The organism is Xenorhabdus ehlersii (assembly GCF_003610465.1).
GTDB lineage: Bacteria > Pseudomonadota > Gammaproteobacteria > Enterobacterales > Enterobacteriaceae > Xenorhabdus > Xenorhabdus ehlersii.
Window position 1 is genome coordinate 622,366 of record NZ_RAQI01000002.1, and the last position, 24,054, is coordinate 646,419.

Below are 24,054 nucleotides of genomic sequence, written 5' to 3' on the forward strand. Positions count from 1 at the left end.
ATTTGATGCGGTTGCGTGCAAAGCAAAAGAAAATCAGTAAATGCCTAAGACATAGATAACGTGATGATTACAATGAAAAGTATAGAGCCTATCAGATCAGGCTCTATACTTAAGTTTATATCTTTAATTTATCGCGCACAGCCATTAATGCAAACCCGAGTAAGTTGAGGCCATCCCACATCAAAGGGTTATTAATGTTAAGGGTGTCTTCTGATAATCCGATCCCCCAAATGCGGTCAACGGGACTAGCCTCAACTAATATTTTATCCCCAGTATTCAATAAAAACTCTGCCAAGGACTTGTTTTGAGAAAACTTCGCTAAGTTTCCTTCAACCACTATATTTAACCGATGTTCATCCCAAACCGACTGGTTAAACCCACGTATTTCACGCCCATATGCTTTTGCCGCACCTGGATTTTTAGCATTGATAATTTTTTTCAGCACTTCGTGATCATTAAACAAACGGGCTTTACCTGCCATCATATAATGTTCCGCACTGACATATTTTATATTATCAACAATAAATGGAGCTGGATACCACTGACTTAAACAAGACTTAGTTATGTGGTTGGAATGATTGGTTTTATGCCCCCAGAAAAAAAGATATATTCGTATTATTCTGAAATTATTTAATATTCAATTTACGGCCAATGGCAAATACAGAAACCAATCCCACCAAATCTATAGTGATTAAAGTACCCGCAAATAATATTTCTCCTCTAAAAGCAAAAACTGTCGCAATGATTAAAATAAATATGGTAATGAAAAAGCCCATCCATTGCCCTCGTCTATCCCTGTTTATCACCCCATCCAACGCCTTATTCTGCTTTTCATGTTGAAAAACCTGCTCTTTTTCTCTGAGAGTAAATACTCTTTCAGCGTAACCTGGTAAAATTGTTTCATAACTCTTCAATACTTCAGGGGATGGAAATGAATCAAGACAATGAGATATCTCTTTATTTTCGAGTAAATATCCATCCGATGAATCAGCATCTAAAGCATTGCGGTAATCATTTACGGGCATAATGTCAAGAATGCTCCCTATCGCTCTGAAGTAATGACCAATGTTAAAGTTCACGATTTCTCCCCCAGCAATATACACAAAAAACGCTTTAATAAAATCAGTGAGATAATTAAGTTCAACCTATAATAGAGATGAATTAATCGTACTTCTGATATCTTCGTTATTCACAATACACCTTGCTTTTGGCTAGGGAACGGGCGGCACTCTTCAGCTTTGTAGGTTCCATCTTCTTGACGAATCAAAAATATTTTCCGGCCTGAACGCAATGCCTTACTGATCGCTGTTTGATGAACACCTACTAAACGTGCTGCTTTAACTTGACCATTCAACTTTACATACTCTGATAATGGGATTTTTTCCATACGATTTCTCCTTCCCTCAAAATAATATCTAAAGTACTAAATATTTCAATACTTTTAGTATTTATCATTTTAATAGCGTTGGTATTAAAATGATCCCATGAAAAAGAAACTTACAGCAGAACAAATTGCAGATGCAGCACGCTTAAAAGAGCTATTTGAGTCTAAGAAAAAACAGCTCGGCATCTCTCAGGAAACGCTTGCAGAAGAAATTGGCAAGACACAAAGTGCAATTTCACACTATCTCAACGGGATAAACGCCCTTAACTTGGAGATCGCGGCCTATTTTGCCCAAAAACTGGAAGTCAAAATTGCAGATTTCAGTCCATCGCTAGATAAACAAGCAAGAAAACTTGTCTCTGTTCTTTATGGTGATAATGCTGCATTTGCCAGTCATATGCTCCTACATAAGCAATATCCATTACTCGACTGGGTAAATGCAGGTAATTGGTGCGAAGATCCCGCACCAAAGTACCAAACAAACCGCACAGCAAAGGTATATGAAACCTGTGTTGAATGTTCACAACGTGCTTTTTGGCTGGAAGTAAAAGGTGATTCAATGGTATCGCCGAATGGGCTAAGCATCCCGCAAGGCATGATTATTTTAGTTGATCCAGAAGTTAAGCCGACTCCCAACAATTTAATCGTAGCAAAACTCGATGGAGAAAAAGAACTGACTTTCAAACAACTGATTACAGAAGGATATGATACGTTTTTAAAGCCATTAAATCCCCAATACAATATGATTCCCCTTAGCAATCAAGTACATATTATTGGAGTAGTTGTGGAAGCGAGGATTGGGAAATTACCTTAAAAATAGTAAGTTGTCTGAGAATGATTAACTAGACTTACTCGTTATCAAATGACATTAGCAGTTATGAAAACAGCATTATCAGCAATGATCGGGGTACTATCTATTTTTTGTTATAAAATCAATCTAATATATTGATTTAACAAGCTATAGAGTGTTATTCGACCCCGATCGAGTGGTAAAACCGGAGTTTACTACTAGTTGTAAAAACAAGCACCAACATTTTTGCTAGATTTCATTACTGATTCCGTGTGTCAGGTACAAATTGTCAGTATCAATGTCCCTATCAAATATGACATATCTTGGCAAAACTTCGCCTTTAATCCACATTCTTATGCTGCAATTCGCTTGAGTCACTTCAACATCATAATGATCAATTTTATAACGTAAATCAGGATAATGCTCATCAAGCGCTAATAAAACTCTCTCTTCCAAGTTCATACTCATAAATCTACCTCCCATTTTTTTAAAAGATAGCTTTAAGTAATTTACTGTTTTATTTAGACTATAGAAAGATTATCATACATAGGAGGAAATTATGATTGAAAATCACTTAAATATACTCATTAAAGCAGCTTTTATTGAGAATATGGCCCTAAGTTTCTTCCTTGGAATGTGTACTTTTTTAGCTGTTTCTAAAGAGGTTAAAACTGCATTCAAACTGGGTATAACAGTCACAGTATTGCTTATATTATCCAATCAAATCAATAACTTAATTTATAATTACATACTCAAAGAGAATACGATCATTGAAGGAATAAATTTATCATTTCTTAGTTTTATAACCTTTATTGGTGTTTTATCTGCTCTTGTCCAAATTTTGGAGATGTTTCTAGATAAGTTTATTCCCTCCCTTTATCACTCACTAGGAATTTTCTTGCCATTGCTCACTATCCACTGTGCGATTTTTGGCGCCACTATATTTATGGTTGAGCGAAACTATAATTTTGCTGAATCTATTACTTATGGCGCAGGTTGTGGCATTGGCTGGATGCTAGCGATTATTGCCCTGGCCGGACTACGAGAAAAAATGAAATATTCAAATATACCCAAAGGATTAAAGGGATTAGGAATTACTTTTATCACTGTCGGCCTTATGTCACTTGGATTTATGTCATTCTCTGGGATATCGATTTAATAAAATCAATAAATTAACTGAGAAAAGCAAAAAAGCCCCGCAAACGCGAGGCTTAAATAGTAAATACAATACAGCCCTTTCGTGAACTGTAATAATAAAATTAGATTCATCGTACTTTACCGGACAACACAGCACAAATCCTCAAAATGAAATAATCCGTATAGCAGTATTCGTAAACCATTCACTTAATAACTTTGATCTGTTTGTTTTTGCTCCCCATTGCTAATAAAGCAGGACAGACAAAGTACTACTGTTGCCAGAAGCAGGCAGTAAGCGATAATCGGCCAGGTAGTAGCATTGGATAAAATTGTAATGGTGAGTGTTCCACCTATTCCCAACAATAACCCTCCCAGACAGGAATAGAATGCTGTTGCAGTTCCGGCCATATGATCAAAACCTTGTAGTGCGCCATTAGGTGCTACTGAAATCGCCATAGAGATCCCGACAGCGACAAGCCACATTGGGACGATGAAGCCAATTACCGACTCAGGTATGAGCGTTTCGCCAACAGATAGCAACAACGCTCCTGTCATCAGGCAAAACATTCCCACCCGCAACGTATTTAGGGTTCCCCATCGGGTAATCAAACTACCCACACTTTGCGCAGTCATCATCATTGCGATAGCCACAGTTGCAAATAGCAAACTGAAAGTAATTTGTGATAATCCTTGTCGGCTCATCATTACCCAAGGGGCAGTTGAAAAGAAGACGAAGAAGCTCCCCAAGCCTGCACTGTAACAGAGTGTGTACATCCAGAAATTCAGACGTTTTACAGGAAGAAGTAATTGTGACCACGGTAAGTCTACCGTCCATTGCCGCCGAGTTTCTGGACAGAATTTCCAGACCACAATAACCGTAACTGCCATCGCACATCCTAATAAACCAAAGATTGCGCGCCACCCCAACCAAATGTCAATCAGTGTTCCGAGCAAAGGAGCTACTGCTGGAACCATGGCAAGCATAGAGCCGAGCAAGCCATAGATCACGTTGATTTCTTTACGGCCCGAATAGATATCGCGTACAGCCGCGAACATGGCTACGAGACATGCTGAAGCCCCACAGGCTTGAATAATGCGAAGACCCAAAAAAACTTCGGGGGATGAAGTAATGGCAAGGCCGAATGAAGCAACCGTATAAGCAATTCCACCGCTAAGCAAAACAGGACGGCGGCCAAACCGATCTGATAGAGGGCCAAATAGAAGCTGGCCGACTCCTAACAGGATCATATATGCAGTCAGCGTTAGCTGGATCGTTCCTATTCCGGCACTAAGTGCATCAGCGATGAAAGGCATTACGGGCAGATACATATCCATAGCCAGTGATGCCAGTAAATTGAATGGTGATAACAGTAATACTGTGGCGGTAAGAGAATATTGCCAGAAAAAATCTTTTGATTGCACGAATCCATCTCCTAAAGTTAAGGATTTGGCGGCGTGCTCATAGAATTAAGTGCTTCTTGAGAACGCCGCAACAACCGAAAAAAACTGTGGTTGCTGCGGCTTATTTATCTGTTTTGTGCTTATTAAGGGTACTCATATATAGGTTATCCTGTAGTGAATTCGTATCGTAAGATCTCATGCTGAGATGCAAAGAGCCTTAAATTATGGGTGGTACTTTATAGACGGGTGGTGCTTTATAGATAATAGTTCATCTTCAGATGGATAACTAGATGGTGTCGTCATGAGAAATTTCGTGCAATAATAATGCCCCATCATTCCATCATAAGAGTTGATTAACCATGAGTACACCTGCACACCGCCGCCACGATTAAAGCGCTCGTTAATATTTTTAATTGTGCATTCTACGCAGAGTGGCTACAAAAAGATGATGAATTCAAAGCATTGGTCAATAAAGGAACAGATTTAGGTATCCCACTCATTAAAGAAATAAAATCCCATCAACTTCCTAATGGAAACATACCTGAAGAATTTGGATCAAAGATTCCGATGGTATTGCTAACCACTCTTTTTTCATCTTCTCCAGAATTTTCGCTAGGAATGATGTACACAACACTTAATCAAGTAAATAAAGCTACTATTTTTCGAGATGAAGCGGGAAATTTACGAGCAGATAGCGAATCGCGTAAACTTTTGCTTCAGAGCTATAACGAGTCTAATTGCAATAGGCTTGCTTACCCGGACAAATAATCGCCACAAGTCAACCATAGAAATATTTCAGCAGTTGGAGATAAAAGTGCGTCAGTACCCAGGATGTATTACATATAATCTGACTACCACAGCGAACAAGGACGATATTGATGTTTCTGCAATGGATTAAGCGGGCTCTTATCTGGATGATAAAGGATATTTTTAATGATATCAGATGGATGACGTCAACAATGTTTGGGTTATTCGCTCTCATTGGCTTGTTTGTTGCACACGAATTCAAATTAACTCTGTTCTTTTTTGTTCTGGCAGTAATCCCCTGCTTCCCTGAAATTTGGCGGTTCCTGAAAGCCAGGATAAACAATAAAAATAGGTGACTTTTAAAGACCAATAGTGTTTATCTATCAAGTTAGTATCATGAAGTTTTTTCTCTTACTAATTACAGAATGTATCTATGATATATAGTGCGGAGTTTCGCGGTGTTGATCGTCATTTCGATGAGTCTATCCCGCGTATAGATATTAATCAGTTTGCAGGTGATTACTCACTGAGCGAGAGAGTTTCTATTTGCAAAGATGACTAGTTATTCCTGATTCTCAATGTTTATACTGAAATTGATAAAGATGGTTTTTTATGTGAATAATGCTTTAAGCAAATTCTAATTGGTGAACAAAAAATAGCTATATTACATGGTAGGCATGTTCATCTACACTTGCATTTCATAGTCGCTTATTCAGAAGTGGCAATGTTTTCTCCGATTTCAAATCGGGAAAATCAGCTTTCTCTTTTAGCGGGTTCATTGGGCGAAAATTTGGCTGATGGACAGGCCAAAGTAAGCATATCGATAACAGATCGGTACTTTAAATATGCTGAGCTATTTTTAACCATATCTCTTAAAGAGGGTAGCCCCTGTGTTCGTTTCCATTGCCTCCGTTTCAAGCGGAACGATGATATAGCACTAAACCTGCATCATGCAGAAGATAAGTAATATCAAGGTATTAAAGGTGGTTTTACGTGAAAAAAGCCGCATTAAGCAGCTTTGAATAGATTGGCTGATTTAGTTCAGTCTGACTATCTCACACTACCGAAGCATTTATAACTACAGTATTCAGTTGTTCGGAATAACCAAATATGTGAAACTCATGTCAAATAACCATCAGTAAATATTATAAGGATTTAATATGTCACAATTTAAAAAATTACCACTCGGAGATAAGACACCTCGAGCATTCATCTTTGGTGGGATATTTTTACTCGCGCTATCAATTTTAAAGTGGATGACATCTGAAATTGAAGTGGACTGGCTATATAACTCATTTGAAAGTTTACTAGCCATTTATTTTGTCACTCTTGGGTTCAGATTACGTAAAAAGTACCGAAGTAATAACGAGTAAGTTTGAACTAAACGGAATTACCGGATATTTGAGCTTGTAGAGATGGTTTGCCGGTTGGAATTAAAATCCATCGAAATCATCGCACGATTCGAATTCATCTTTCATGGGGTGTTCTCTTTCCTACTAAGAATCATATTAACCACCTGATTTATATAGCATGAAGGGACGTTCTCTAATCCCAAACAGTATGTTGACCGAAACATATCAAATCACACCTAATATATTGATTTAACTATGATATAGGTGTTGAGCGGCCCGTTCTAACCACTTGATTTTGTTCCGTTATGGGAGCTTCTTTATTGATGATTTAATAATCTAAGCAGGCTCTCTGAAGTATTAATTTTCATCAGTCTTCTGACAAACTCTATTAATTCTCTACCTGTCATTTTATGTCATCCTGCCAACAAAACATGCTACCTATCAAATATTAGTCAAGCCGTATTTTCCCGTATTGATGAACCCTTTTGTTGATGTTCACCGGCGGAGAAGTCTCCCACCGCCTTCATGTTATTTAGCAATGTGTATTGTTGATTAGATGAGGGAATAATTATGCAAGATAAGAAGCCTGATGTACCTGTCTCAGAAGATGGCAATCTCGTGATTGTTACAACACCGGAATATGTCAAAGAAGCGATAAATGAGCACGCCCAAAGCCGTAACCATCCAAATGCAACATTACAGGATAAAGGTTTTGTTGTCCTGAGTAATGATACTGGCAGTGATAGCGAAACGATGGCTGCAACACCCAAAGCAGTGAAAGCAGCATATGACCTAGCCAATACTGCAAACAATAATGCCGGTGACCGTGTTCCAATTGGGCGTAAAGTTAATGGTCATGCCCTATCTGCTGATATCACTCTGAACGCAGAGGATGTCGGAACTTACACTAAAGCAGAAACTGACTCTCATATCAGTGAAGTGAACACATTAGCAACCACCGCAAATCAGAATGCTATCAATGCCAATACCAATGCCGAAAGTAGGCTAGCTAAAAATCAGAATGGGGCTGATATTCCTAATAAACAAGAATTTATTAGTAACATAGGCGCAGTATCCGAAAATGGTGGAGTTTATCCAGGCTCTTTCCAATTTCAACAAATAGAAACAACACCGAAAGAAGCGAACCCTGTAAAGATCGTATCTGCGCCTCATCAAGAAGCTAATAAGCTTGTAGCCTTCACTAATTATGGTTGGTACTGCAATGATATTCAAACAGGTATTGTACGAGGTGGTAGCTCTGATACTTTAGGATATGCAGTAGACATTAACACTCGACGTGCATTCACAGTAGATCCGTGGGGGATAGGCGTAAATCCAAACATACCAAGGGGAGGTATAAATATGTTCCGACCCAATGGAACATTTTGGAGGATAGAAGGGCTCCCTAATGATGAAAAGACTTTGCTTTACTTTCTAGACAGAAATGCAGCAGGAAATAAAAACGAATCTGTTCAAGCCCTACCAAAAGGATTTGGTACCATTATGTCAACCTCTCAGCATTATATTGATGCTAGCGGATTTGTGAAAAACATTACCCCGGTAATCAATCTATTTTCTGATGGTTCGCTGAAAAAAAATGGTGGCTCTGAAGGTGCAACTGCTGAACGAGTCTCCAAGGGTATTTACCATATTAAAGGTGTTTCCGGTTTTAATACCAGAGATATATGGAGCAATATAGAGATACCACTTTGCCTGAACAAATTACCACTAGTTTGGGTAAATCACGAAACCCTACCCGATGGCTCTATCAAATTAATGACCTACCACCGCGAACATTCAGACGCTCCCATTTTCGCCAGAAATATACGGGAAGGTTACTCAGACGGTGATTTAATCGATATTCCCGATGGCAGATTTATTTCTGTCCGGGTGCAAATGCCGGACACTAAATAACTACAATTTTAATTCTTCTTCCGCTTTCAAAATATAATTCGAGGTAATGCTATGTATGATTGGACTGGAACTGTTTCTGGAAAACTTCAACAAGGTCAACCCACGGGACTTGTACTCAAAAAAGGTGACGTGATCTCTATTACTGCTTCGGGATGGGTTCGGTACACTCTTGATAATACAAACCCTTGGTCTGCCCCTCAAGGCGTACCTCCTCGCCCTCCCGGAGGGGCTTTAGTCGCAAAGATTGGCGACAACACCTATGAGATTGGCAATGGAGTTCTCCACAGGACAGTTCCCACAGATGGTGAGTTAACCCTTATATTTTTAGATAGCGCTTATGAAGATAATTCTGGTGGCTTTGATGTCAACGTTAAAATAGAGTCACGTTATTATCCTCTTCAGGAAATCAAATAAATAATCTTAAAGATAACCCGCAATTTTTTGCGGGTTAATCATTCCCTTACTCCACCAATTCAGTATGATCAAGATCAGTGGCAACCTCCACCACCTTCTGCTTCACATTCCACACTGAATTTTTCGGCATCTGGACACGGACGTCTAGGACGTCTAACATCAAGCCTCACCAAACGGCGGTATTTCATGATATTGCCGCTTCCTGCTGTCGTTAATTTATAGTGAATCTTATTGTTTCTTATTTTGCATCATTAATTTTATTTGCTGCATATATTGCAACAATATGACTGTATAAATTATCAGCGATTGAGGTGTAAGTATGAAAATCGATAACAAAGCCATCTTACTGACTCGTCAGCAGATGGATGCCCTACGCCAGATACAGCGGGACGAGTACAGCCGTTCAGAACTGGGTATTAAACCCACGCTTCACGAAGTGGCTCGCAAGCTAGTAGACAAGGCTTTATTGCAAACAGGAAAATAACAAATGGCAAATTAAACGATGTCCGAGATACTGGGATTAGGTCGCTTCAAACGCAAAGCAGCTCACAAACAGAACAAAGACCAACAATACAACTTTAGTCAATTGTCAGCACGGGTTATCGCCACCTCAGTCAATACACCACACGCAAGATGGAAGCTATCTGTTCAGGCTGGGAACTATTAGACGATGAAGACAAGAATCTGGAAGCCTTCAACTACAGTCTGAGGACCAATGATGCTAACGGATATGCTACAAGTTATGCCCTATGGTAAAGATTGCTTGTTGTATCTGATGGATGGGCTTCCCGCAGAAACCAAGTTTAACGATTTAAGCCAGTCATACAGCATAAAAGCGAATGTGCTGGTAAAACCCAACCCAGAGATTAAGCTATTCTCATCGGCGGAATTTAGGTAACTCATTGATTTAACCAAATTCCCGCACGGTGCAGGAATTCCGGTTCTGAGCGGGAATTGTGGAATATCAATCGGTTAAAAAGGCTTTCAAATCCCATTTAGCGTAACCCATTAATTTTACTAATTTCCGGCACAGAGACAGAGTTATTAACAATCAATAGGTTACGGTTAACATTAATGCATCTATTTGATTTTAATCATGAAGAAAAAACCAGATCATCTCAAGATGGGCTATCCCACCTTGGGTATTTCGATTTCCGAAACACCTTTTACTTTAGTACATGCGTGATCTTCCCGTATATAACTTAATGGCTACCGACGAATCTGACGGTAGAGCAAAGTCCGAATTCGGGCTTAGGTGATAACCCATTGAGATTCAATCAAACGCCAGATTTGGCATTTGCTTATATTTTGAGTGCTTCAAAATCGGAGAGCGCAAAATACCATCAACAGTGTTCGAGGCAAGCACTGCCCCGATTATTTCGGGTCAGTTTGGCCCCTCGATAAAATCAGCCTGGTGATTTTATGGCTAAAATAGCATCTAACCAATTGATATTTAATCAGATCCCGAACTTGGGATCTGATTAAATTTTGAGCATCGATAATATCGGTATGCAAAACCCAATATCCGATAATCGGACTTTGAGCGTAACTGATAGTTACTTGCAAAATTTGCGCGGCAGTAATACTGACTCACAAAACTTGCACAACTCAATAAGAGGTGTGCCCAAAAGAGTGAGCTAGAAACAAAGGGTTAAGTCGTTTTTTCCAGCACATAAAGTAACCGTTGGGATTTCCCCAACGGTTGGAATAAAGACGAATTTACGGAAGAGATGTCTCGGGTAGTCAAAGTGACGGCCTCGGAGAAATCAATGAGTTAAGCAACTAGGGTGGAAATCACCACGGTTGCCACAGGTCATTGCTTCCGTGAGCGGTGGTACAGATATGGCGCAGTTATTTTTCGTATCCGCACCACCTTAATTGATTGATATAAAAGTAAAATACTCCAAGTGGTACAGTTATTTCGCGTTTTTTTCGTTAGAGCGTGATTTTCGAATAAATTGGCTAAATCTCTATTGTGGAAATCACAACGCAGGAGGGCTTGAGTAAGCCGTCCATAAAAAGCCCTATAAAACAACATGGTCAAAATCGTGACCATCTTTAAAGTGGGTATCACCATTTCGATGATACCTTTTGCTGAATGTAACTGACTCCATACGTATTACGTTCGCAGTGATTTAACTTATTGATTATTATCATGGTTGAAAAACCAGTTCATCTATAGACGGTGGAAAATGGCACGAAGAAAGCAAAAGAACGCATCATCGATAGTCGCCACAGTCACAGGGAAGATAACCGTTGCCCCCAAGCGCATCAAATGCCAGACAGATAAAGTGATGGTAGTTGCTACTATGCAGGTACAGAGCGAGAAGCGCAGTGATTATCCGCTGCGTGTCGTTGGCTTTGATGAGATGGCGCTATCGGTGATGCTATTGCGGAAAGGTCAGGTGATCACTGTTATGGGGAAATCTTCTTACTGGCAGGGCTATCAGTTGGCTGTCAGTTCTATCGCTCAATAGGTTCCGACGCAAAACGTCGCAACCTCCATAGCTTAGAACGTTAAACGTACTAACCTACTTAATCTCGACGAAATTCGTCGTCAGTCATTAGCTCAGGACGTTTAGTGTGCTGACTCTGCTTTATTGATAATGGAATATCAGGTTATCACTGGATATATTTGAAATTAATGAATAGCGCGGCTTGGATAACGGCTATTGCTATACGTTAGGCTATACCACCTCATTAATAGATAAATAAAATCACTATATAACAACGCGATGCTCGACTTTAACATCTTATAACGTTGGCTTGTTGAAGCCAGTCGCGTTGACTTTTACCTTGTTTAAAATTGGCAAAAATACCCAACGTGTGAGAAAGAAGTTTTCTAGCAATTCGATTACTCAAATGCCACAAATCCCGTGCCCAGCACTTCTCGATAGCAAATTGTCCGGCGAGTTGACCAATCACGGTTTCAATTAAACGGCGTTTGGCGTTAATCATTCTTCTCGTTTCCTTGGGAAGAGGATCATCCATATTGGTACGCATCGGGGTAATCATCTCAATGCCCTGTTTCTTCATTTCCAGTTTAAACTCAATGCCTAAATAGCCTTTATCACCGAGCAGATACCCTTTTATCGGGGGCGGCCAAATCCCAGGCGGCTTCACGCTCACTGACACTGGCGGGAGTCAACGTGATCCCTGTTAACACACCGGTTTCATCTATCATCAGATGCCCTTTAAATCCGTAGTAAGTTTCGTTCTTGGCGGCACAGTACCCGTAATCGGCTTGCCCTTTAAAGTTGGCGCTCCCTTTAGCTCTTTTGAACCCACAGACTGGCAGCGGAAATCCGTCGATAATATGTACCGGCCTGTCGAGGGCGCCCAATAATATCGCTAGCTTTTCCTGCAATTTTTGTTTTATAACCCAAAGGTTCGAGGCTTGTTTGGCAAAATTGGCTCGTGAACCGAGTCCTGGAAACCACTCACGCCAGTGGTGACAAAAATACGTCCAAATCCCTTTATCTGTTGAAAAACCCAAGTATTCACCAATAACCTCTATCGTGATGACTTCTGCGTCACCCAACTTGGGTGGGCTCCCCCGGCTTCTCAATCGTGTGCCTTGCTGTAACTCCGTTAAATTATCCTCTACCCAACAAAACACCCAAATGATAAAATCTTGTTGTGACATAGCCTTTTGTTCCTTTATTTCTCTTTGTTTGTCAACTTAAAGTTATAAAGGAGCGGCTATGTCATTTCAACTCACCATAAAAGTCGAGCATCGCGTTATATAACAACAAATTACATCACCATTTGACATTCCAAATCGACATTTCACTTCAACTGTTGCCATTTAATTTCTCCGAAAAGAGGGAATTATATTCCACCATCAACGGATTGAATACGTGACCCAGTAACATCAATCTTTGCCGTCTGAATATTTTCCAAATAGGCATACTATACTTGGATTCAATAAATTGATGTCACTACCCACTCACTCAATTAATAACAACAGAAACCAGACAATAATTAAACAGGGAGATATCAAAATTTAACAGAATATTGCACCTCCATTACCAGAAAAATCAGCTCAATACGCCCATTACGGTATCACATTAGCAATTAAATAGAGTGAATTGTGCGTTAGTTAATATTTTATCCCGCCAATAGTTCATTGTATATTTTTGACAAGAATGAAATAAAAAAATATTATTGCGATTGGTGTCAGAACCACTGCCGAAAATATATCGCTTAAATAAAGCGAATATGAATAAAACTTAAACTTAACAATGCCGAGATGGTGGTGAATATAATACCCAGTAATGGGGAATCAGCCCAGCCTTTCAGTGGTAGGCTTCTGAACATTTTGGCGCCTTAATTAGGGATGTTTAAAAATGAAAGCATTATCTATTATTGCTCTTGTATTTGCTGCTTTGTCTATCTTTATTCCAGTTGGTGGCGTATTTATCGCTATGTTCTGTAGTGTTCTTGCTCTAATGTCATTTTATAAAAGCCCAACATTATCTGGTGTAACATTTGGTATGAACATCATTTCCACGGCTTTTTTATCTCCAAGCCTCATGGTGACGGCGGCCTCAATACACAGCGATGGTGGCGATGGCGTAGGGCTTTATTGGTTCTATGTTGGCTTTCATATAGTTCTTTTTGTATTGGCAATTATTATCTCAATGATTTTGAAGAAAAAAGCAAGTAAAAAAGAAACCGTTACAGCAAGTTAACTGCAAATACCCCCTAAAAGGAAAGGGTTAATAATTACACAATATCTGTATAAAAAACCAAAAACCTTGACGTTAGATAATTAAATACGCAATTAAAATAATTAGATAACTTAATGTATGTGGATATATAAATGAAAAACGTATTGAAATGGGTAGGGATAGTATTTGTTGTTCTTATCGTTATAGGCTTCATTGCAGGAAATGATGAAAGTAAATCATCAAGTAGCAATTCCTCTGCGGCAACATCATCAAAAAAAGCAATTAAGTTGACCGAAAATGAACTAAAAGCCGTCAAAGAGATGATTTACGATGAAGTGGAAACCAGCTTTGATGGAGGTAGTTCACAACTAGATACAGAGTATTTAGCTGTATCAGCCAGAGAAATGCAAAAAGTCTACGCAGACAATGAAGCCAGAGGTGATAAGATCTACAAAGGTAAAAAAATTATCGTATCTGGTATTATTGATTCAATAGATTCTAGCTTTGGCGATATTCCTGTTGTGACATTAAAAACAGGTGATATGTTTAATAAAGTGCATGTCAATTTTTCTAAAAAATATAGAGACCTTGCCGCTGAGCTAAATAAAAATCAAAAGGTTAAATACGCCTGCGTTGGTAGTAGTGTCATTATAGGATCTCCATCGGTGAGGGATTGTACTCCAGTTTCGGTTGCCGTAGATGAATTGACCGATAAGCTTGTATCATCTGCAAATAATGCTTTAAAAAATCCAAGTAAAGCAAGCGAGTATGATAAACAAATAATTCTTTTTGTTAAGGTTGCTTCTGTAGCAACAGAAGATTTTAAAACATGCAACGCCATTGATCAGAAATGTTTATCCTCTGCTATCTCTAAGTACGGCGAAGATAATTTGAAAAATAACGAAGAGATTAAAGCAGTAATGGAAAAATTAGGAGTAGACCCCGCTACACTAGAAATATAAACCAGCCCCGAAAGGGGCTTTTCCCCTTCTAAACTTTGCTCATATTTTGTGTTTCCCGTCAGTAAAACAGCCCCCAAATTTCAGATATACCATTACGATGGCAGTCTACACTCAGCACCTCGATAAAATCGAGACCTTTACAGGAGGAACGGAGATGCCTAAAGGTATCGCGATCCACGCTCGTTGGTTTTGAGAATGGTAAGGTTACGAGAATTATCAATAAACCCGACCACAAGCTGATCGATGGATATAACAAATCAGCCCCTGAATAATCAGAGGCTTTTTATTTTATTGGGTTATTTGGTCTTATAATGCGCTTCTGCATCAGCAAAACGTTGTTGTGTTGCCTGACTTGGTGCTTTTCCTAGTAAACTCACCGCAATAATAGCAATCGTCGCGAAGATAAAGCCTGGAATAATTTCATACAGGGAAAACCAGCGGTACTCCATCCAAACCAGTACAGTGATAGCTCCCACCAACATACCAGCCAGCGCACCGTTACGGGTCATACGTTTCCAGAGTACTGACATCAGTACCACAGGGCCAAATGCTGCACCAAATCCTGCCCAGGCATTACTCGCCAGTGCTAACACCTTATTATTCGGGTTAGTTGCAATCACAATCGCGATAGCTGCTACCAACAGTACCATCATACGTCCAACCCATACCAATTCTTTCTGACTAGCTTTGGTACGGATAAATGCTTTATACAGATCTTCCGTCAATGCACTGGAACAAACCAATAGCTGACAACTTAAGGTACTCATAACCGCAGCCAGTACAGCAGATAGCAATATACCAGTGAGCCACGGATTGAACAAAATGACAGACAGTTCTATAAAGATGCGCTCACGGTTCTGCAATACAGCAGCAGCCTGTCCTGGATATAATTCAAAATACGCGATACCAAAGAAACCTACTGCCACGGTTCCCCCTAAACACAACAGCATCCACGTCATACTAATACGGCGAGCCTTATGAATAGTCTGGTGGGAATCTGCCGCCATAAAACGTGCCAAAATATGTGGTTGGCCAAAATAACCAAAACCCCAGCCCAACAGGGAAATAATGGCAATGATATTCAGCCCCTTGAACATATCCAAGTAAGCCGGGTTTTTGGCTTCAACGATATCGATTGCAGTACCAACACCTCCCACTTTAAGCAGGATCAGCACCGGCACCAAAATCAAGGCAAAAATCATCAAAGTTGCCTGAACCGTATCCGTCCAACTCACGGCCAAAAAGCCGCCGAGGAAAGTATAGGCAATTGTCGCCAATGCACCTAGCCAGATAGCCTTTTCGTAGCTGATGCCGAACGTGTTTTCAAACAACAATCCACCAGCAACAACACCCGATGCACAATAAATGGTGAAAAAAATCAGGATAACCAGCGCGGAGATAATACGTAGGATTTTACTCCGGTCTTCAAAACGATGGGTGAAATAGTCTGGTAAAGTTAACGCGTTATTATTTATCTCAGTATGCACACGCAATCTGCCCGCTACCCAACGCCAGTTCAAATACGCACCCAGCAAACAGCCCAACGCGATCCAACTTTCTGAAATACCGGAGAAAAAGATCACTCCCGGCAATCCCATCAATAACCAGCCACTCATATCAGAAGCGCCAGCAGATAATGCGGTTACCACACTACCTAATTTCCGTCCACCCAATATGTAATCATCAAAATTCTTGGTGGAACGATAAGCCGCAAAACCTATCAACAACATCCCTGCGATATAGATAATGAAGGTAATGAGCATTGGTGAATTTACTGTCATGCAGGTTCTTCTCCATAGTGTTTTTATAAATTATGTCTCTGCAAATGGGTTATTTGCGTAAATAATGTCATCTATGCTTGAAGTACCTTTAAGTGATACCTCATCTTCTTGACCAGGCTGTAACAAGTTGTACCTGAAGATGCCATTAGTTTTCATATGTACTATTTATACTTGTAATTATTTTAGAATTACATTCTATCCTAGTTTAGCTAAAATATTTTTAACAACTAATTAACTGTATTTTTATAAAAAACGCTTGCTAAATCACATTTATCGCCCCAGAAGTTGCACTTGAAATTGAATAACTGGTTATACCTGAAATTTAACAATTATAATAAAACCAATAAATATCAATAAAATAAATAAAAATCAATAATAAGTTTCACTGAAAAAATAATGAAAACAAGATTAATTTCACAAATTTAGAATGACTGCTTTTAACAAAGTTGCACAAAGTTGCAACATGAAAGATATTGTTATGTAACTTGTTATAGTCTTACCTATTAAGGAGTAAAAATGGGTAGTACCACTATGGGTGTAAAGCTCGATGAAGCAACGCGTAATCGAATCAAAGCCGCAGCACAACGAATTGAACGCACACCACACTGGCTAATTAAGCAAGCCATTTTTAATTATCTTGAACGTCTGGAAAATGAGGGAAAGCTTCCAGAAATATCAGCAGGTCAGGATAACAAAGAAGAAATGATTTCCGAAGTAGAATCACAGATTGAGGCACCTTATCAACCATTTCTGGATTTTGCCGAACATATTTTACCCCAATCGGTGAAACGTTCTGCAATTACTGCGGCCTATCGTCTCCCCGAAACTCAAGCGGTTCCTATGCTGCTGCAACGTGCACAGCTATCAGAAGAACAAACGAAGGCAGCTCACAAACTCGCTTATTCTATTGCCGAAAAACTGCGTCAACAAAAACAGGGCATTGGCCGATCAGGTTTAGTTCAGGGATTGTTGCAAGAGTTTTCACTTTCTTCACAGGAAGGGGTGGCATTGATGTGTCTCGCCGAAGCTTTGTTACGTATCCCCGACAAAGCAACCCGCGATGCCTTGATCCGCGATAAAATCAGCAACGGCAACTGGCATTCTCATTTAGGCCAAAGCCCCTCCATGTTTGTCAACGCTGCAACATGGGGCTTGTTGTTTACTGGCAAGCTGGTGTCCACCCATAATGAAGCCAAGTTATCCAAATCCTTAAACCGTATTATCAGCAAAAGCGGCGAGCCGTTGGTACGCAAAGGTGTGGATATGGCGATGCGCCTGATGGGTGAGCAATTTGTGACGGGAGAAACCATCGCCCAAGCCCTTGCCAATGCACGCAAACTGGAGGAAAAAGGCTTCCGTTATTCTTATGATATGCTCGGCGAGGCCGCATTAACCGAAGAAGATGCGCAAGCCTACATGGTTTCCTATCAGCAAGCGATCCATGCCATTGGTAAGGCATCAAACGGCCGTGGTATTTATGAGGGGCCAGGTATTTCCATCAAACTTTCTGCCCTGCACCCGCGTTACAGCCGTGCCCAGTACGAACGTGTTATTGATGAACTCTATCCTCGCCTGCTTTCCCTCACCTTACAGGCCCGTCAATATGATATCGGTATCAATATTGATGCAGAAGAAGCGGATCGTCTGGAGATCTCCCTCGATTTGCTGGAAAAATTGTGTTTCGAGCCAAAACTGGAAGGCTGGAACGGTATTGGTTTTGTCATTCAGGCTTACCAGAAACGCTGTCCTTTCGTCATTGACAGCATTATTGATTTAGCACAACGTAGCCGTCACAGATTGATGATCCGGCTGGTGAAAGGGGCTTATTGGGATAGTGAAATTAAACGTGCCCAAATCGATGGTTTGGAAGACTATCCGGTGTATACCCGCAAGGTCTATACCGATGTTTCTTACCTTGCCTGTGCCCGCAAACTGCTCGCTGTTCCTAATCTGATCTACCCACAATTTGCTACCCATAACGCTCATACTTTATCCGCTATTTATCACCTGGCTGGACAAAACTATTATCCCGGACAATATGAGTTCCAATGCCTGCATGGCATGGGTGAGCCGCTTTATGAACAAGTTGTCGGCAAGATCTCAGAAGGTAAACTCAATCGTCCATGCCGTATTTACGCACCGGTAGGCACACACGAAACATTACTGGCCTATCTGGTGCGCCGTTTACTGGAAAATGGGGCTAATACTTCGTTTGTTAATCGCATTGCCGATACGTCACTGCCGATTGATGAATTGGTCGCTGATCCGGTAAACATTGTACAAGAATTGGCACAAATTGAAGGGCAAATCGGCCTGCCACATCCTAAAATCCCTCTGCCACGTGATTTATACGGCAAAAACCGTGTTAACTCATTAGGGCTAGATCTCTCCAATGAACATCGTTTAGCTTCTCTTTCCAGCGCCCTGCTCAGCTCTTCAATGGAAACGTGGAACAGCGAACCGTTATTAGGTGGTAGCTACCAACCGACAGGAGAACTGCCTACAGCTAAGCCGGTGAATAATCCAGCCATAAATTCCGATATCGTGGGTTATGTTCGTGAAGCCACTGAACAAGAAGTCAGCCACGCGCTGGATGTGGCTACCGATGCCGGCGCAATTTGGTTTGCCACTCCCCCTTCAGAACGTGCCGCAATTTTAGTGCGTGCAGCGGAGTTGATGGAAAATGACCTGCAATCTTTGCTCGGCATTCTGGTTCGTGAAGCGGGTAAAACATTCAACAATGCGATTGCCGAAGTGCGCGAAGCCGTAGATTTTCTCCATTATTACGCTAGTCAGGTTCGCCAAGACTTTGCCAATGATACCCACCGCCCGCTGGGACCTGTCGTGTGTATCAGCCCGTGGAACTTCCCGCTGGCAATTTTCACCGGCCAAATCGCCGCTGCACTGGCAGCAGGCAATAGTGTCCTGGCAAAACCCGCAGAACAGACGCCACTTATTGCCGCCGTTGCAGTAAAAATGTTGCACCAAGCGGGTATTCCTCGCGATGTGCTGCAATTACTGCCCGGACAAGGGGAAACGGTGGGCGCACTACTGGTTGGTGATGAACGTATACGCGGTGTGATGTTTACCGGCTCTACCGCAGTTGCCAGCTTGTTGCAACGTAATATTGCCGGTCGTCTTGATGCACAAGGGCGCCCGACACCGTTGATCGCAGAAACCGGTGGCCTGAATGCCATGATCGTCGACTCTTCCGCGTTAACCGAGCAAGTTGTTACCGATGTCATTGCTTCTGCTTTTGACAGTGCAGGCCAGCGCTGTTCTGCCCTGCGTATCCTGTGTATTCAGGAAGATGTCGCTGAAAGGACTATCGCCATGCTGAAAGGAGCGATGGCTGAATGCCGGATGGGTAATACTGAGCACTTATTCACAGATATTGGCCCCGTCATTGATGCAGAAGCGAAAGCGGGTATCGAACGTCATATCCAAACCATGCGTACCAAAGGTCGGACAATTTATCAGGCGGCATACGAAAATGCCACCGACAGCCTGGCATGGTCACAAGGCACTTTCGTCCAACCAACGCTTATCGAGTTGGAAAGTTTCGATGAATTGAAGAAAGAAATTTTCGGACCAGTCCTGCATGTTGTCCGTTTTAAACGTAATGAGTTGGATAAGCTGCTGGATCAAATCAACGCTACGGGTTATGGCTTGACGTTGGGGATCCACACTCGTATTGATGAAACCATCGCCCAAGTCACAGGTAAAGCAAAAGTCGGCAACATATATGTCAACCGCAATATGGTTGGTGCCGTCGTCGGCGTGCAGCCATTTGGTGGTGAAGGCTTATCAGGCACAGGGCCAAAAGCCGGTGGGCCGCTGTATCTGTATCGCTTACTGTCACAACGCCCTCTCAATGCTGCCAGCCAAACCCTGGAACGACAGGATACAGAGTATGAGCTTGATGCCAAAACCCGTGTGGATCTGCACTCACCTCTCTACAAACTGGCGGATTGGGTAACCGAACAGAATAATGAAGCATTAGGCCAGGTGATTCAGGAATACAGTTTACTGGCACAAGGCGGGACAATACGTTTATTGCCGGGACCAACCGGAGAGCGCAATACTTATACCCTATTACCGCGCGGTCATGTTCTTTGCCTTGCAGACAATGAACAGGATGCATTGGTGCAATTAGCCGCAGTACTCTCTGTCGGTTGTCAGGTCCTTTGGGAGAAAGACGAACTGCATCAAGGGCTACAACGCCAGTTACCGAATGAAATTCACCGGCATATCCATTGGGTTAACGATTGGCAGAATGAAGAAACAGCGATGGAAGCGGTTATTTATCATGGCGATTGCGACCAATTGCGCCGAGTATGTGAGGTGATTGCCCAACGTAAGGGGCCGATTATCGCCGTACAGGGGTTTGCCCGTGGTGAAACCAATTTGATGCTAGAACGCTTACTGCATGAACGTTCATTAAGTGTTAATACGGCAGCAGCAGGCGGTAATGCGAGCTTGATGACAATTGGTTAATATTATTACGGTTAGCATGATTTTTTTCGTTGAAGCCACTTATTTAGTAATTAAAATAAGTGGCTAAATTAAATGGTTAAAAGTAAATACATAGAGGGGAATACGTGATAATCGCATTCCCCTCTGAAATCGTTTCAATTTGACAACATTATCTATCGGTATAATTAATCAATGACGACCATTCTGTTGCCAACTCAGATATTGTTCATATTTACGCAGTGCAATATTGTAATTGCTGAAAGCAGATTGGGATAATTTTTCGCTGAGTTTTTCCTGAATCTCTTTTGTCGTAAACTCACCGGTCGGATAATTACTTGAAGTCAGCAATTCATCCAAACGCCTTAAACGCACCACATATTCACGCACAGTACTATGACTCATCTCTGTTTGCTCAAACAGATACTGTTTAAATGACATAATGTCAAAATAATCAGTCTGGCTATTGCAATAAATCTCACTACAAAAGCGGCACAACGCCACAAATTTACCCTGCAACTCATTCCAGGTTTTGTCATCCACCAATTCAGTCATCTCAGAAATAGCTTCTTTATTGATGACCTGACCGTTAAAAACCAGCGAAATACGGTCAAGGGTTTTATGACAGTGCAGACAATGAGTCTGGCTGTGTTTATAATCTTTGATATAACGGCTAAGAGGCCGTTTCTTTTGTGTTGTAATAGACATAAGAGATAAAGCCCTGTGTATAGTCTTAACAAAAAAAACAAACAAGCAAAAAGTTACTTCTCTGGATTCAAACGCGCCCTCAACCTTTTTATCGCCTGGCTGTGAAGCTGACTTACGCGGGATTCTCCCACATTAAGCACCGCGCCGATCTCTTTAAGATTCAGTTCTTCCTGATAGTACAACGTAAGAACCATCTTTTCCCGTTCAGGTAACGATTCTATGACCTCGATGACCCGCTGACGAAGATCACCTTCCAGTAATTGTTGCAGAGGGTTTGCCTCATGCTCCTCCTCAATCACTGGCTCACAGCTTTCACCGTGAATTTCGTGCCATTCGTCATAAGAAAACAGTTGACTGTTATTCGTGTCTAACAGTATTTGCCGATATTCTATCAGATTAATCTTTAATTCTTTAGCAACTTCCTGCTCACTGGCTGGACGGCCTAACTCTTGCTCAAGTTTACGGATGGTCTGCGTGACTTCACGTGCGTTACGCCGCACACTACGCGGAGCCCAATCACGGCTCCTCAACTCATCCAACATTGCACCTCTGATGCGCTGTACCGCATAGGTGGTAAAGGCGGTTCCCTGCATGGAATCAAACCGCTCCACCGCATTCAGTAAGCCTATGCCACCGGCCTGAAGCAAGTCATCGAGTTCTACGTTGGCAGGTAATCTGACCTGTAGCCTCAATGCTTCATGGCGAACTAGTGGTACATAGCGCTTCCAGAGGCTATTTTTGTCCATCACGCCTTCGGCGGTATACAAATCGCTCACAACAACAGACACCTTTGGATAAGAGACTGGATACCATTATCCAATCCCCTAATCGGTACAATCGTTTGAACAATGAAGTAAAAGCACTTCTTTTTCACCTATGCGAAATTTTTTATGTCCGACCAAATGCATAGCAAGTTTCAGGCTGCCCTTGACGGTCTTTATAAAATTATGACCAAAAAATAAGGATCGGCGAACCGATCCTTATTTTATAAGCGTCATTTATGCCGGTTACCCTGCATAAATACTCAACTGGAAAATAACAATTAACGCAGCAGAGACATAACGGTTTGTGGGATCTGGTTCGCCTGAGCCAGAACAGCAGTACCCGCCTGTTGCAGGATGTTGCCACGGCTCATGTTGGAAACTTCAGTTGCGTAGTCGGCGTCTTCGATACGGCTTTTTGCAGCGCTCAGGTTGTTAACGGTGTTGTTCAGGTTGTTAACCGTGGATTCCAGACGGTTTTGTACTGCACCCAGGGAGCTACGCAGGCTGTCAACATCTGACAAGGCTTTATCCAAAACCTCCAGTGGCTTGGGCTTGGCAGTAATTTCTGTAGGAGCCTTCACTACAGACTTAGCACTTGTGCTATCAACAGTTACATCGTAGTATTTGGTCTTACCATCCTTATCAGTACCTTTTAATACAAATTTATCTGCAATCTCATTGCCATCTTTATCAAGAGCATGATTTACTTCCGTACCTGTCAACTTCAATGCCGTAATACTAGCATCGGCTAGATCAATATCTTTACCCGCTATTTTAGTTCCTGCAGATTTACCATGAGGCGCTTTTCCGCCAGCCACATTAAATTTTTCCAACTTCAGTTCTTGACTATCGATCTTTTTCAGATCAATGTTGATAACTTCGCCATCATTAGCACCAACCTGAACCTTCATAGTTGTATTGTCATTCAAGACTTTAATGCCGTTGAATTGAGTTTGTTCAGAAATACGATCAATTTCTTCTAAACGCTGTGTAACTTCTTTCTGAATGGATTCTATATCGCTCTTAGAGTTGCTACCGTTTTGTGACTGAACAGCCAATTCACGGATACGTTGCAGGTTGTTATTGATTTCGTTCAGAGCACCTTCGGTAGTCTGAGCAATGGAGATACCGTCGTTAGCGTTACGGGCAGCCTGAGTCAGACCTTTAACGTTCGCCGTAAAACGGTTAGCAATCGCTTGACCAGCAGCATCATCCTTCGCGCTGTTAATACGTAAACCAGAGGACAGACGCTCAATAGCTGTACCTAAAGCACCTTTAGATCGGGTCAGGTTATTTTGAGCCAGCAGAGATGAATAGTTGGTATTAATGACTGATGCCATAGTAGAGTTCCTTTTAAAATCAAGTCGATATAATTAGCTTGAGCCTTTTGCTCACGGTGTTCACCACCGCCAACAGTTTTATCGGCTGCTTAAAAAGAACCTTTAATATTTCTTGAAAAAACTTTTTTATTTTTTTCCCGCTTTTCCTCGATAACCCAAATAGCGCCTGTTCTCATCAACTATTCCATCCATCAAAAAAATTATTTTGTCAGTA

The 24,054-nt window shown here is 41.3% G+C and carries 21 protein-coding genes and 1 pseudogene; 12 read left to right on the plus strand and 10 right to left on the minus strand.

Translation table 11 applies throughout. The annotated features are described in order from the left end of the window. Positions 1 to 115: 115 nt before the first annotated feature. The 3 genes from BDE27_RS08805 to BDE27_RS08815 form a co-directional block, all read right to left on the minus strand. On the minus strand, positions 116 to 637 hold the full coding sequence (locus BDE27_RS08805) for an NADAR domain-containing protein (RefSeq protein ID WP_099131274.1): 522 nt from the start codon (positions 635 to 637) through the stop codon (positions 116 to 118). Beyond that, complete coding sequence (locus BDE27_RS08810) at positions 627 to 1,079, minus strand: DUF2335 domain-containing protein (RefSeq protein WP_099131467.1); 453 nt, start codon at positions 1,077 to 1,079, stop codon at positions 627 to 629. Before BDE27_RS08810 ends, BDE27_RS08805 begins: the two co-directional genes overlap by 11 nt. Positions 1,080 to 1,189: 110 nt before the next feature. After that, a complete protein-coding gene (locus BDE27_RS08815) occupies positions 1,190 to 1,387 on the minus strand; it encodes a Cro/CI family transcriptional regulator (protein ID WP_047771141.1) in 198 nt (65 codons plus the stop codon). Positions 1,388 to 1,484: 97 nt separating this feature from the next. Here BDE27_RS08815 and BDE27_RS08820 point away from each other — a divergent pair, with 97 nt between their 5' ends. Next, positions 1,485 to 2,198, plus strand: a complete 714-nt coding sequence (locus tag BDE27_RS08820) for a LexA family protein (RefSeq protein WP_099131275.1) — start codon at positions 1,485 to 1,487, stop codon at positions 2,196 to 2,198. A 225-nt stretch (positions 2,199 to 2,423) separates the two neighbouring features. Here BDE27_RS08820 and BDE27_RS08825 read toward each other — a convergent pair whose 3' ends face one another. Then, on the minus strand, positions 2,424 to 2,642 hold the full coding sequence (locus tag BDE27_RS08825; RefSeq protein WP_074019599.1) for a hypothetical protein: 219 nt from the start codon (positions 2,640 to 2,642) through the stop codon (positions 2,424 to 2,426). 91 nt (positions 2,643 to 2,733) lie between these two features. On the opposite strand from BDE27_RS08825, the gene nqrE reads away from it, so the two are divergent. Beyond that, positions 2,734 to 3,333: an NADH:ubiquinone reductase (Na(+)-transporting) subunit E gene (gene nqrE, locus BDE27_RS08830; RefSeq protein WP_099131276.1), complete on the plus strand. Its 600-nt coding sequence runs from the start codon at positions 2,734 to 2,736 to the stop codon at positions 3,331 to 3,333. A gap of 185 nt (positions 3,334 to 3,518) precedes the next feature. Here nqrE and cml read toward each other — a convergent pair whose 3' ends face one another. Beyond that, positions 3,519 to 4,733, minus strand: coding sequence for a CmlA/FloR family chloramphenicol efflux MFS transporter (gene cml, locus BDE27_RS08835; protein ID WP_099131277.1), 1,215 nt, complete (start codon positions 4,731 to 4,733; stop codon positions 3,519 to 3,521). 441 nt (positions 4,734 to 5,174) lie between these two features. Between cml and BDE27_RS08840 the strand changes: the two genes are divergently transcribed. From BDE27_RS08840 to BDE27_RS08880, 7 genes are all read left to right on the plus strand, one after another. After that, positions 5,175 to 5,480, plus strand: a complete 306-nt coding sequence (locus tag BDE27_RS08840) for a hypothetical protein (RefSeq protein WP_099131278.1) — start codon at positions 5,175 to 5,177, stop codon at positions 5,478 to 5,480. Between the two features lie 1,901 nt (positions 5,481 to 7,381). Continuing rightward, on the plus strand, positions 7,382 to 8,725 hold the full coding sequence (locus tag BDE27_RS08865; RefSeq protein ID WP_187652064.1) for a phage tail fiber protein: 1,344 nt from the start codon (positions 7,382 to 7,384) through the stop codon (positions 8,723 to 8,725). A 51-nt stretch (positions 8,726 to 8,776) separates the two neighbouring features. Then, positions 8,777 to 9,139 (plus strand): LecA/PA-IL family lectin, encoded by a 363-nt coding sequence (locus BDE27_RS08870; protein ID WP_099131283.1) that lies wholly within the window; start codon positions 8,777 to 8,779, stop codon positions 9,137 to 9,139. A 319-nt stretch (positions 9,140 to 9,458) separates the two neighbouring features. After that, the gene (locus BDE27_RS19430) at positions 9,459 to 9,623 is read left to right on the plus strand and encodes a hypothetical protein (RefSeq protein WP_167450568.1); all 165 of its coding nucleotides are present in this window, start codon (positions 9,459 to 9,461) and stop codon (positions 9,621 to 9,623) included. An 18-nt stretch (positions 9,624 to 9,641) separates the two neighbouring features. Beyond that, positions 9,642 to 9,806 (plus strand): hypothetical protein, encoded by a 165-nt coding sequence (locus tag BDE27_RS19435; protein WP_167450569.1) that lies wholly within the window; start codon positions 9,642 to 9,644, stop codon positions 9,804 to 9,806. A gap of 48 nt (positions 9,807 to 9,854) precedes the next feature. Continuing rightward, a complete protein-coding gene (locus tag BDE27_RS08875; protein ID WP_099131284.1) occupies positions 9,855 to 10,037 on the plus strand; it encodes a hypothetical protein in 183 nt (60 codons plus the stop codon). A 1,294-nt stretch (positions 10,038 to 11,331) separates the two neighbouring features. Beyond that, positions 11,332 to 11,616: a hypothetical protein gene (locus BDE27_RS08880; RefSeq protein ID WP_099131285.1), complete on the plus strand. Its 285-nt coding sequence runs from the start codon at positions 11,332 to 11,334 to the stop codon at positions 11,614 to 11,616. A gap of 268 nt (positions 11,617 to 11,884) precedes the next feature. Here the strand turns inward: BDE27_RS08880 and BDE27_RS20400 are convergent. Then, positions 11,885 to 12,785 (minus strand): annotated as a pseudogene (locus BDE27_RS20400) (IS982 family transposase). Between the two features lie 703 nt (positions 12,786 to 13,488). Between BDE27_RS20400 and BDE27_RS08890 the strand changes: the two are divergent. Beyond that, positions 13,489 to 13,833 carry a hypothetical protein gene (locus tag BDE27_RS08890; protein ID WP_099116282.1) on the plus strand — a complete coding sequence of 115 codons (345 nt, stop codon included), beginning with the start codon at positions 13,489 to 13,491 and terminating at the stop codon, positions 13,831 to 13,833. A gap of 131 nt (positions 13,834 to 13,964) precedes the next feature. Continuing rightward, entirely contained in the window at positions 13,965 to 14,774 is an 810-nt protein-coding gene (locus BDE27_RS08895) for an OB-fold protein (RefSeq protein WP_099131286.1), read from the plus strand. Between the two features lie 296 nt (positions 14,775 to 15,070). On the opposite strand, the gene putP is transcribed toward BDE27_RS08895, so the two are convergent. Continuing rightward, positions 15,071 to 16,555 carry a sodium/proline symporter PutP gene (putP, locus tag BDE27_RS08900; protein WP_099131287.1) on the minus strand — a complete coding sequence of 495 codons (1,485 nt, stop codon included), beginning with the start codon at positions 16,553 to 16,555 and terminating at the stop codon, positions 15,071 to 15,073. Positions 16,556 to 17,071: 516 nt separating this feature from the next. Between putP and putA the strand changes: the two genes are divergently transcribed. Continuing rightward, positions 17,072 to 21,052 carry a trifunctional transcriptional regulator/proline dehydrogenase/L-glutamate gamma-semialdehyde dehydrogenase gene (gene putA, locus BDE27_RS08905; protein WP_099131288.1) on the plus strand — a complete coding sequence of 1,327 codons (3,981 nt, stop codon included), beginning with the start codon at positions 17,072 to 17,074 and terminating at the stop codon, positions 21,050 to 21,052. A gap of 168 nt (positions 21,053 to 21,220) precedes the next feature. Here putA and fliZ read toward each other — a convergent pair whose 3' ends face one another. The 3 genes from fliZ to BDE27_RS08920 all read right to left on the minus strand — a co-directional run bounded on the left by fliZ (position 21,221) and on the right by BDE27_RS08920 (position 23,840). After that, the gene (gene fliZ / locus BDE27_RS08910; RefSeq protein ID WP_099131289.1) at positions 21,221 to 21,736 is read right to left on the minus strand and encodes a flagella biosynthesis regulatory protein FliZ; all 516 of its coding nucleotides are present in this window, start codon (positions 21,734 to 21,736) and stop codon (positions 21,221 to 21,223) included. A gap of 53 nt (positions 21,737 to 21,789) precedes the next feature. After that, entirely contained in the window at positions 21,790 to 22,512 is a 723-nt protein-coding gene (locus tag BDE27_RS08915; RefSeq protein WP_099116287.1) for an RNA polymerase sigma factor FliA, read from the minus strand. Between the two features lie 266 nt (positions 22,513 to 22,778). Further along, positions 22,779 to 23,840 carry a FliC/FljB family flagellin gene (locus BDE27_RS08920; RefSeq protein WP_099131290.1) on the minus strand — a complete coding sequence of 354 codons (1,062 nt, stop codon included), beginning with the start codon at positions 23,838 to 23,840 and terminating at the stop codon, positions 22,779 to 22,781. Positions 23,841 to 24,054: the final 214 nt, after the last annotated feature.

Bases quoted from the DNA above. Each gene is read 5' to 3' on its own strand.
- nqrE (WP_099131276.1), top strand. From the start codon at position 2,734: ATGATTGAAAATCACTTAAATATACTCATTAAAGCAGCTTTTATTGAG.
- BDE27_RS08890 (WP_099116282.1), top strand. From the start codon at position 13,489: ATGAAAGCATTATCTATTATTGCTCTTGTATTTGCTGCTTTGTCTATC.
- BDE27_RS19435 (WP_167450569.1), top strand. From the start codon at position 9,642: ATGTCCGAGATACTGGGATTAGGTCGCTTCAAACGCAAAGCAGCTCAC.
- BDE27_RS08880 (WP_099131285.1), top strand. From the start codon at position 11,332: ATGGCACGAAGAAAGCAAAAGAACGCATCATCGATAGTCGCCACAGTC.
- BDE27_RS08895 (WP_099131286.1), top strand. From the start codon at position 13,965: ATGAAAAACGTATTGAAATGGGTAGGGATAGTATTTGTTGTTCTTATC.
- putP (WP_099131287.1), bottom strand. From the start codon at position 16,555: ATGACAGTAAATTCACCAATGCTCATTACCTTCATTATCTATATCGCA.
- BDE27_RS08920 (WP_099131290.1), bottom strand. From the start codon at position 23,840: ATGGCATCAGTCATTAATACCAACTATTCATCTCTGCTGGCTCAAAAT.
- putA (WP_099131288.1), top strand. From the start codon at position 17,072: ATGGGTAGTACCACTATGGGTGTAAAGCTCGATGAAGCAACGCGTAAT.
- BDE27_RS08825 (WP_074019599.1), bottom strand. From the start codon at position 2,642: ATGAGTATGAACTTGGAAGAGAGAGTTTTATTAGCGCTTGATGAGCAT.
- BDE27_RS08875 (WP_099131284.1), top strand. From the start codon at position 9,855: ATGATGCTAACGGATATGCTACAAGTTATGCCCTATGGTAAAGATTGC.
- BDE27_RS08870 (WP_099131283.1), top strand. From the start codon at position 8,777: ATGTATGATTGGACTGGAACTGTTTCTGGAAAACTTCAACAAGGTCAA.
- BDE27_RS08815 (WP_047771141.1), bottom strand. From the start codon at position 1,387: ATGGAAAAAATCCCATTATCAGAGTATGTAAAGTTGAATGGTCAAGTT.
- fliZ (WP_099131289.1), bottom strand. From the start codon at position 21,736: ATGTCTATTACAACACAAAAGAAACGGCCTCTTAGCCGTTATATCAAA.
- BDE27_RS08820 (WP_099131275.1), top strand. From the start codon at position 1,485: ATGAAAAAGAAACTTACAGCAGAACAAATTGCAGATGCAGCACGCTTA.
- BDE27_RS08865 (WP_187652064.1), top strand. From the start codon at position 7,382: ATGCAAGATAAGAAGCCTGATGTACCTGTCTCAGAAGATGGCAATCTC.
- BDE27_RS19430 (WP_167450568.1), top strand. From the start codon at position 9,459: ATGAAAATCGATAACAAAGCCATCTTACTGACTCGTCAGCAGATGGAT.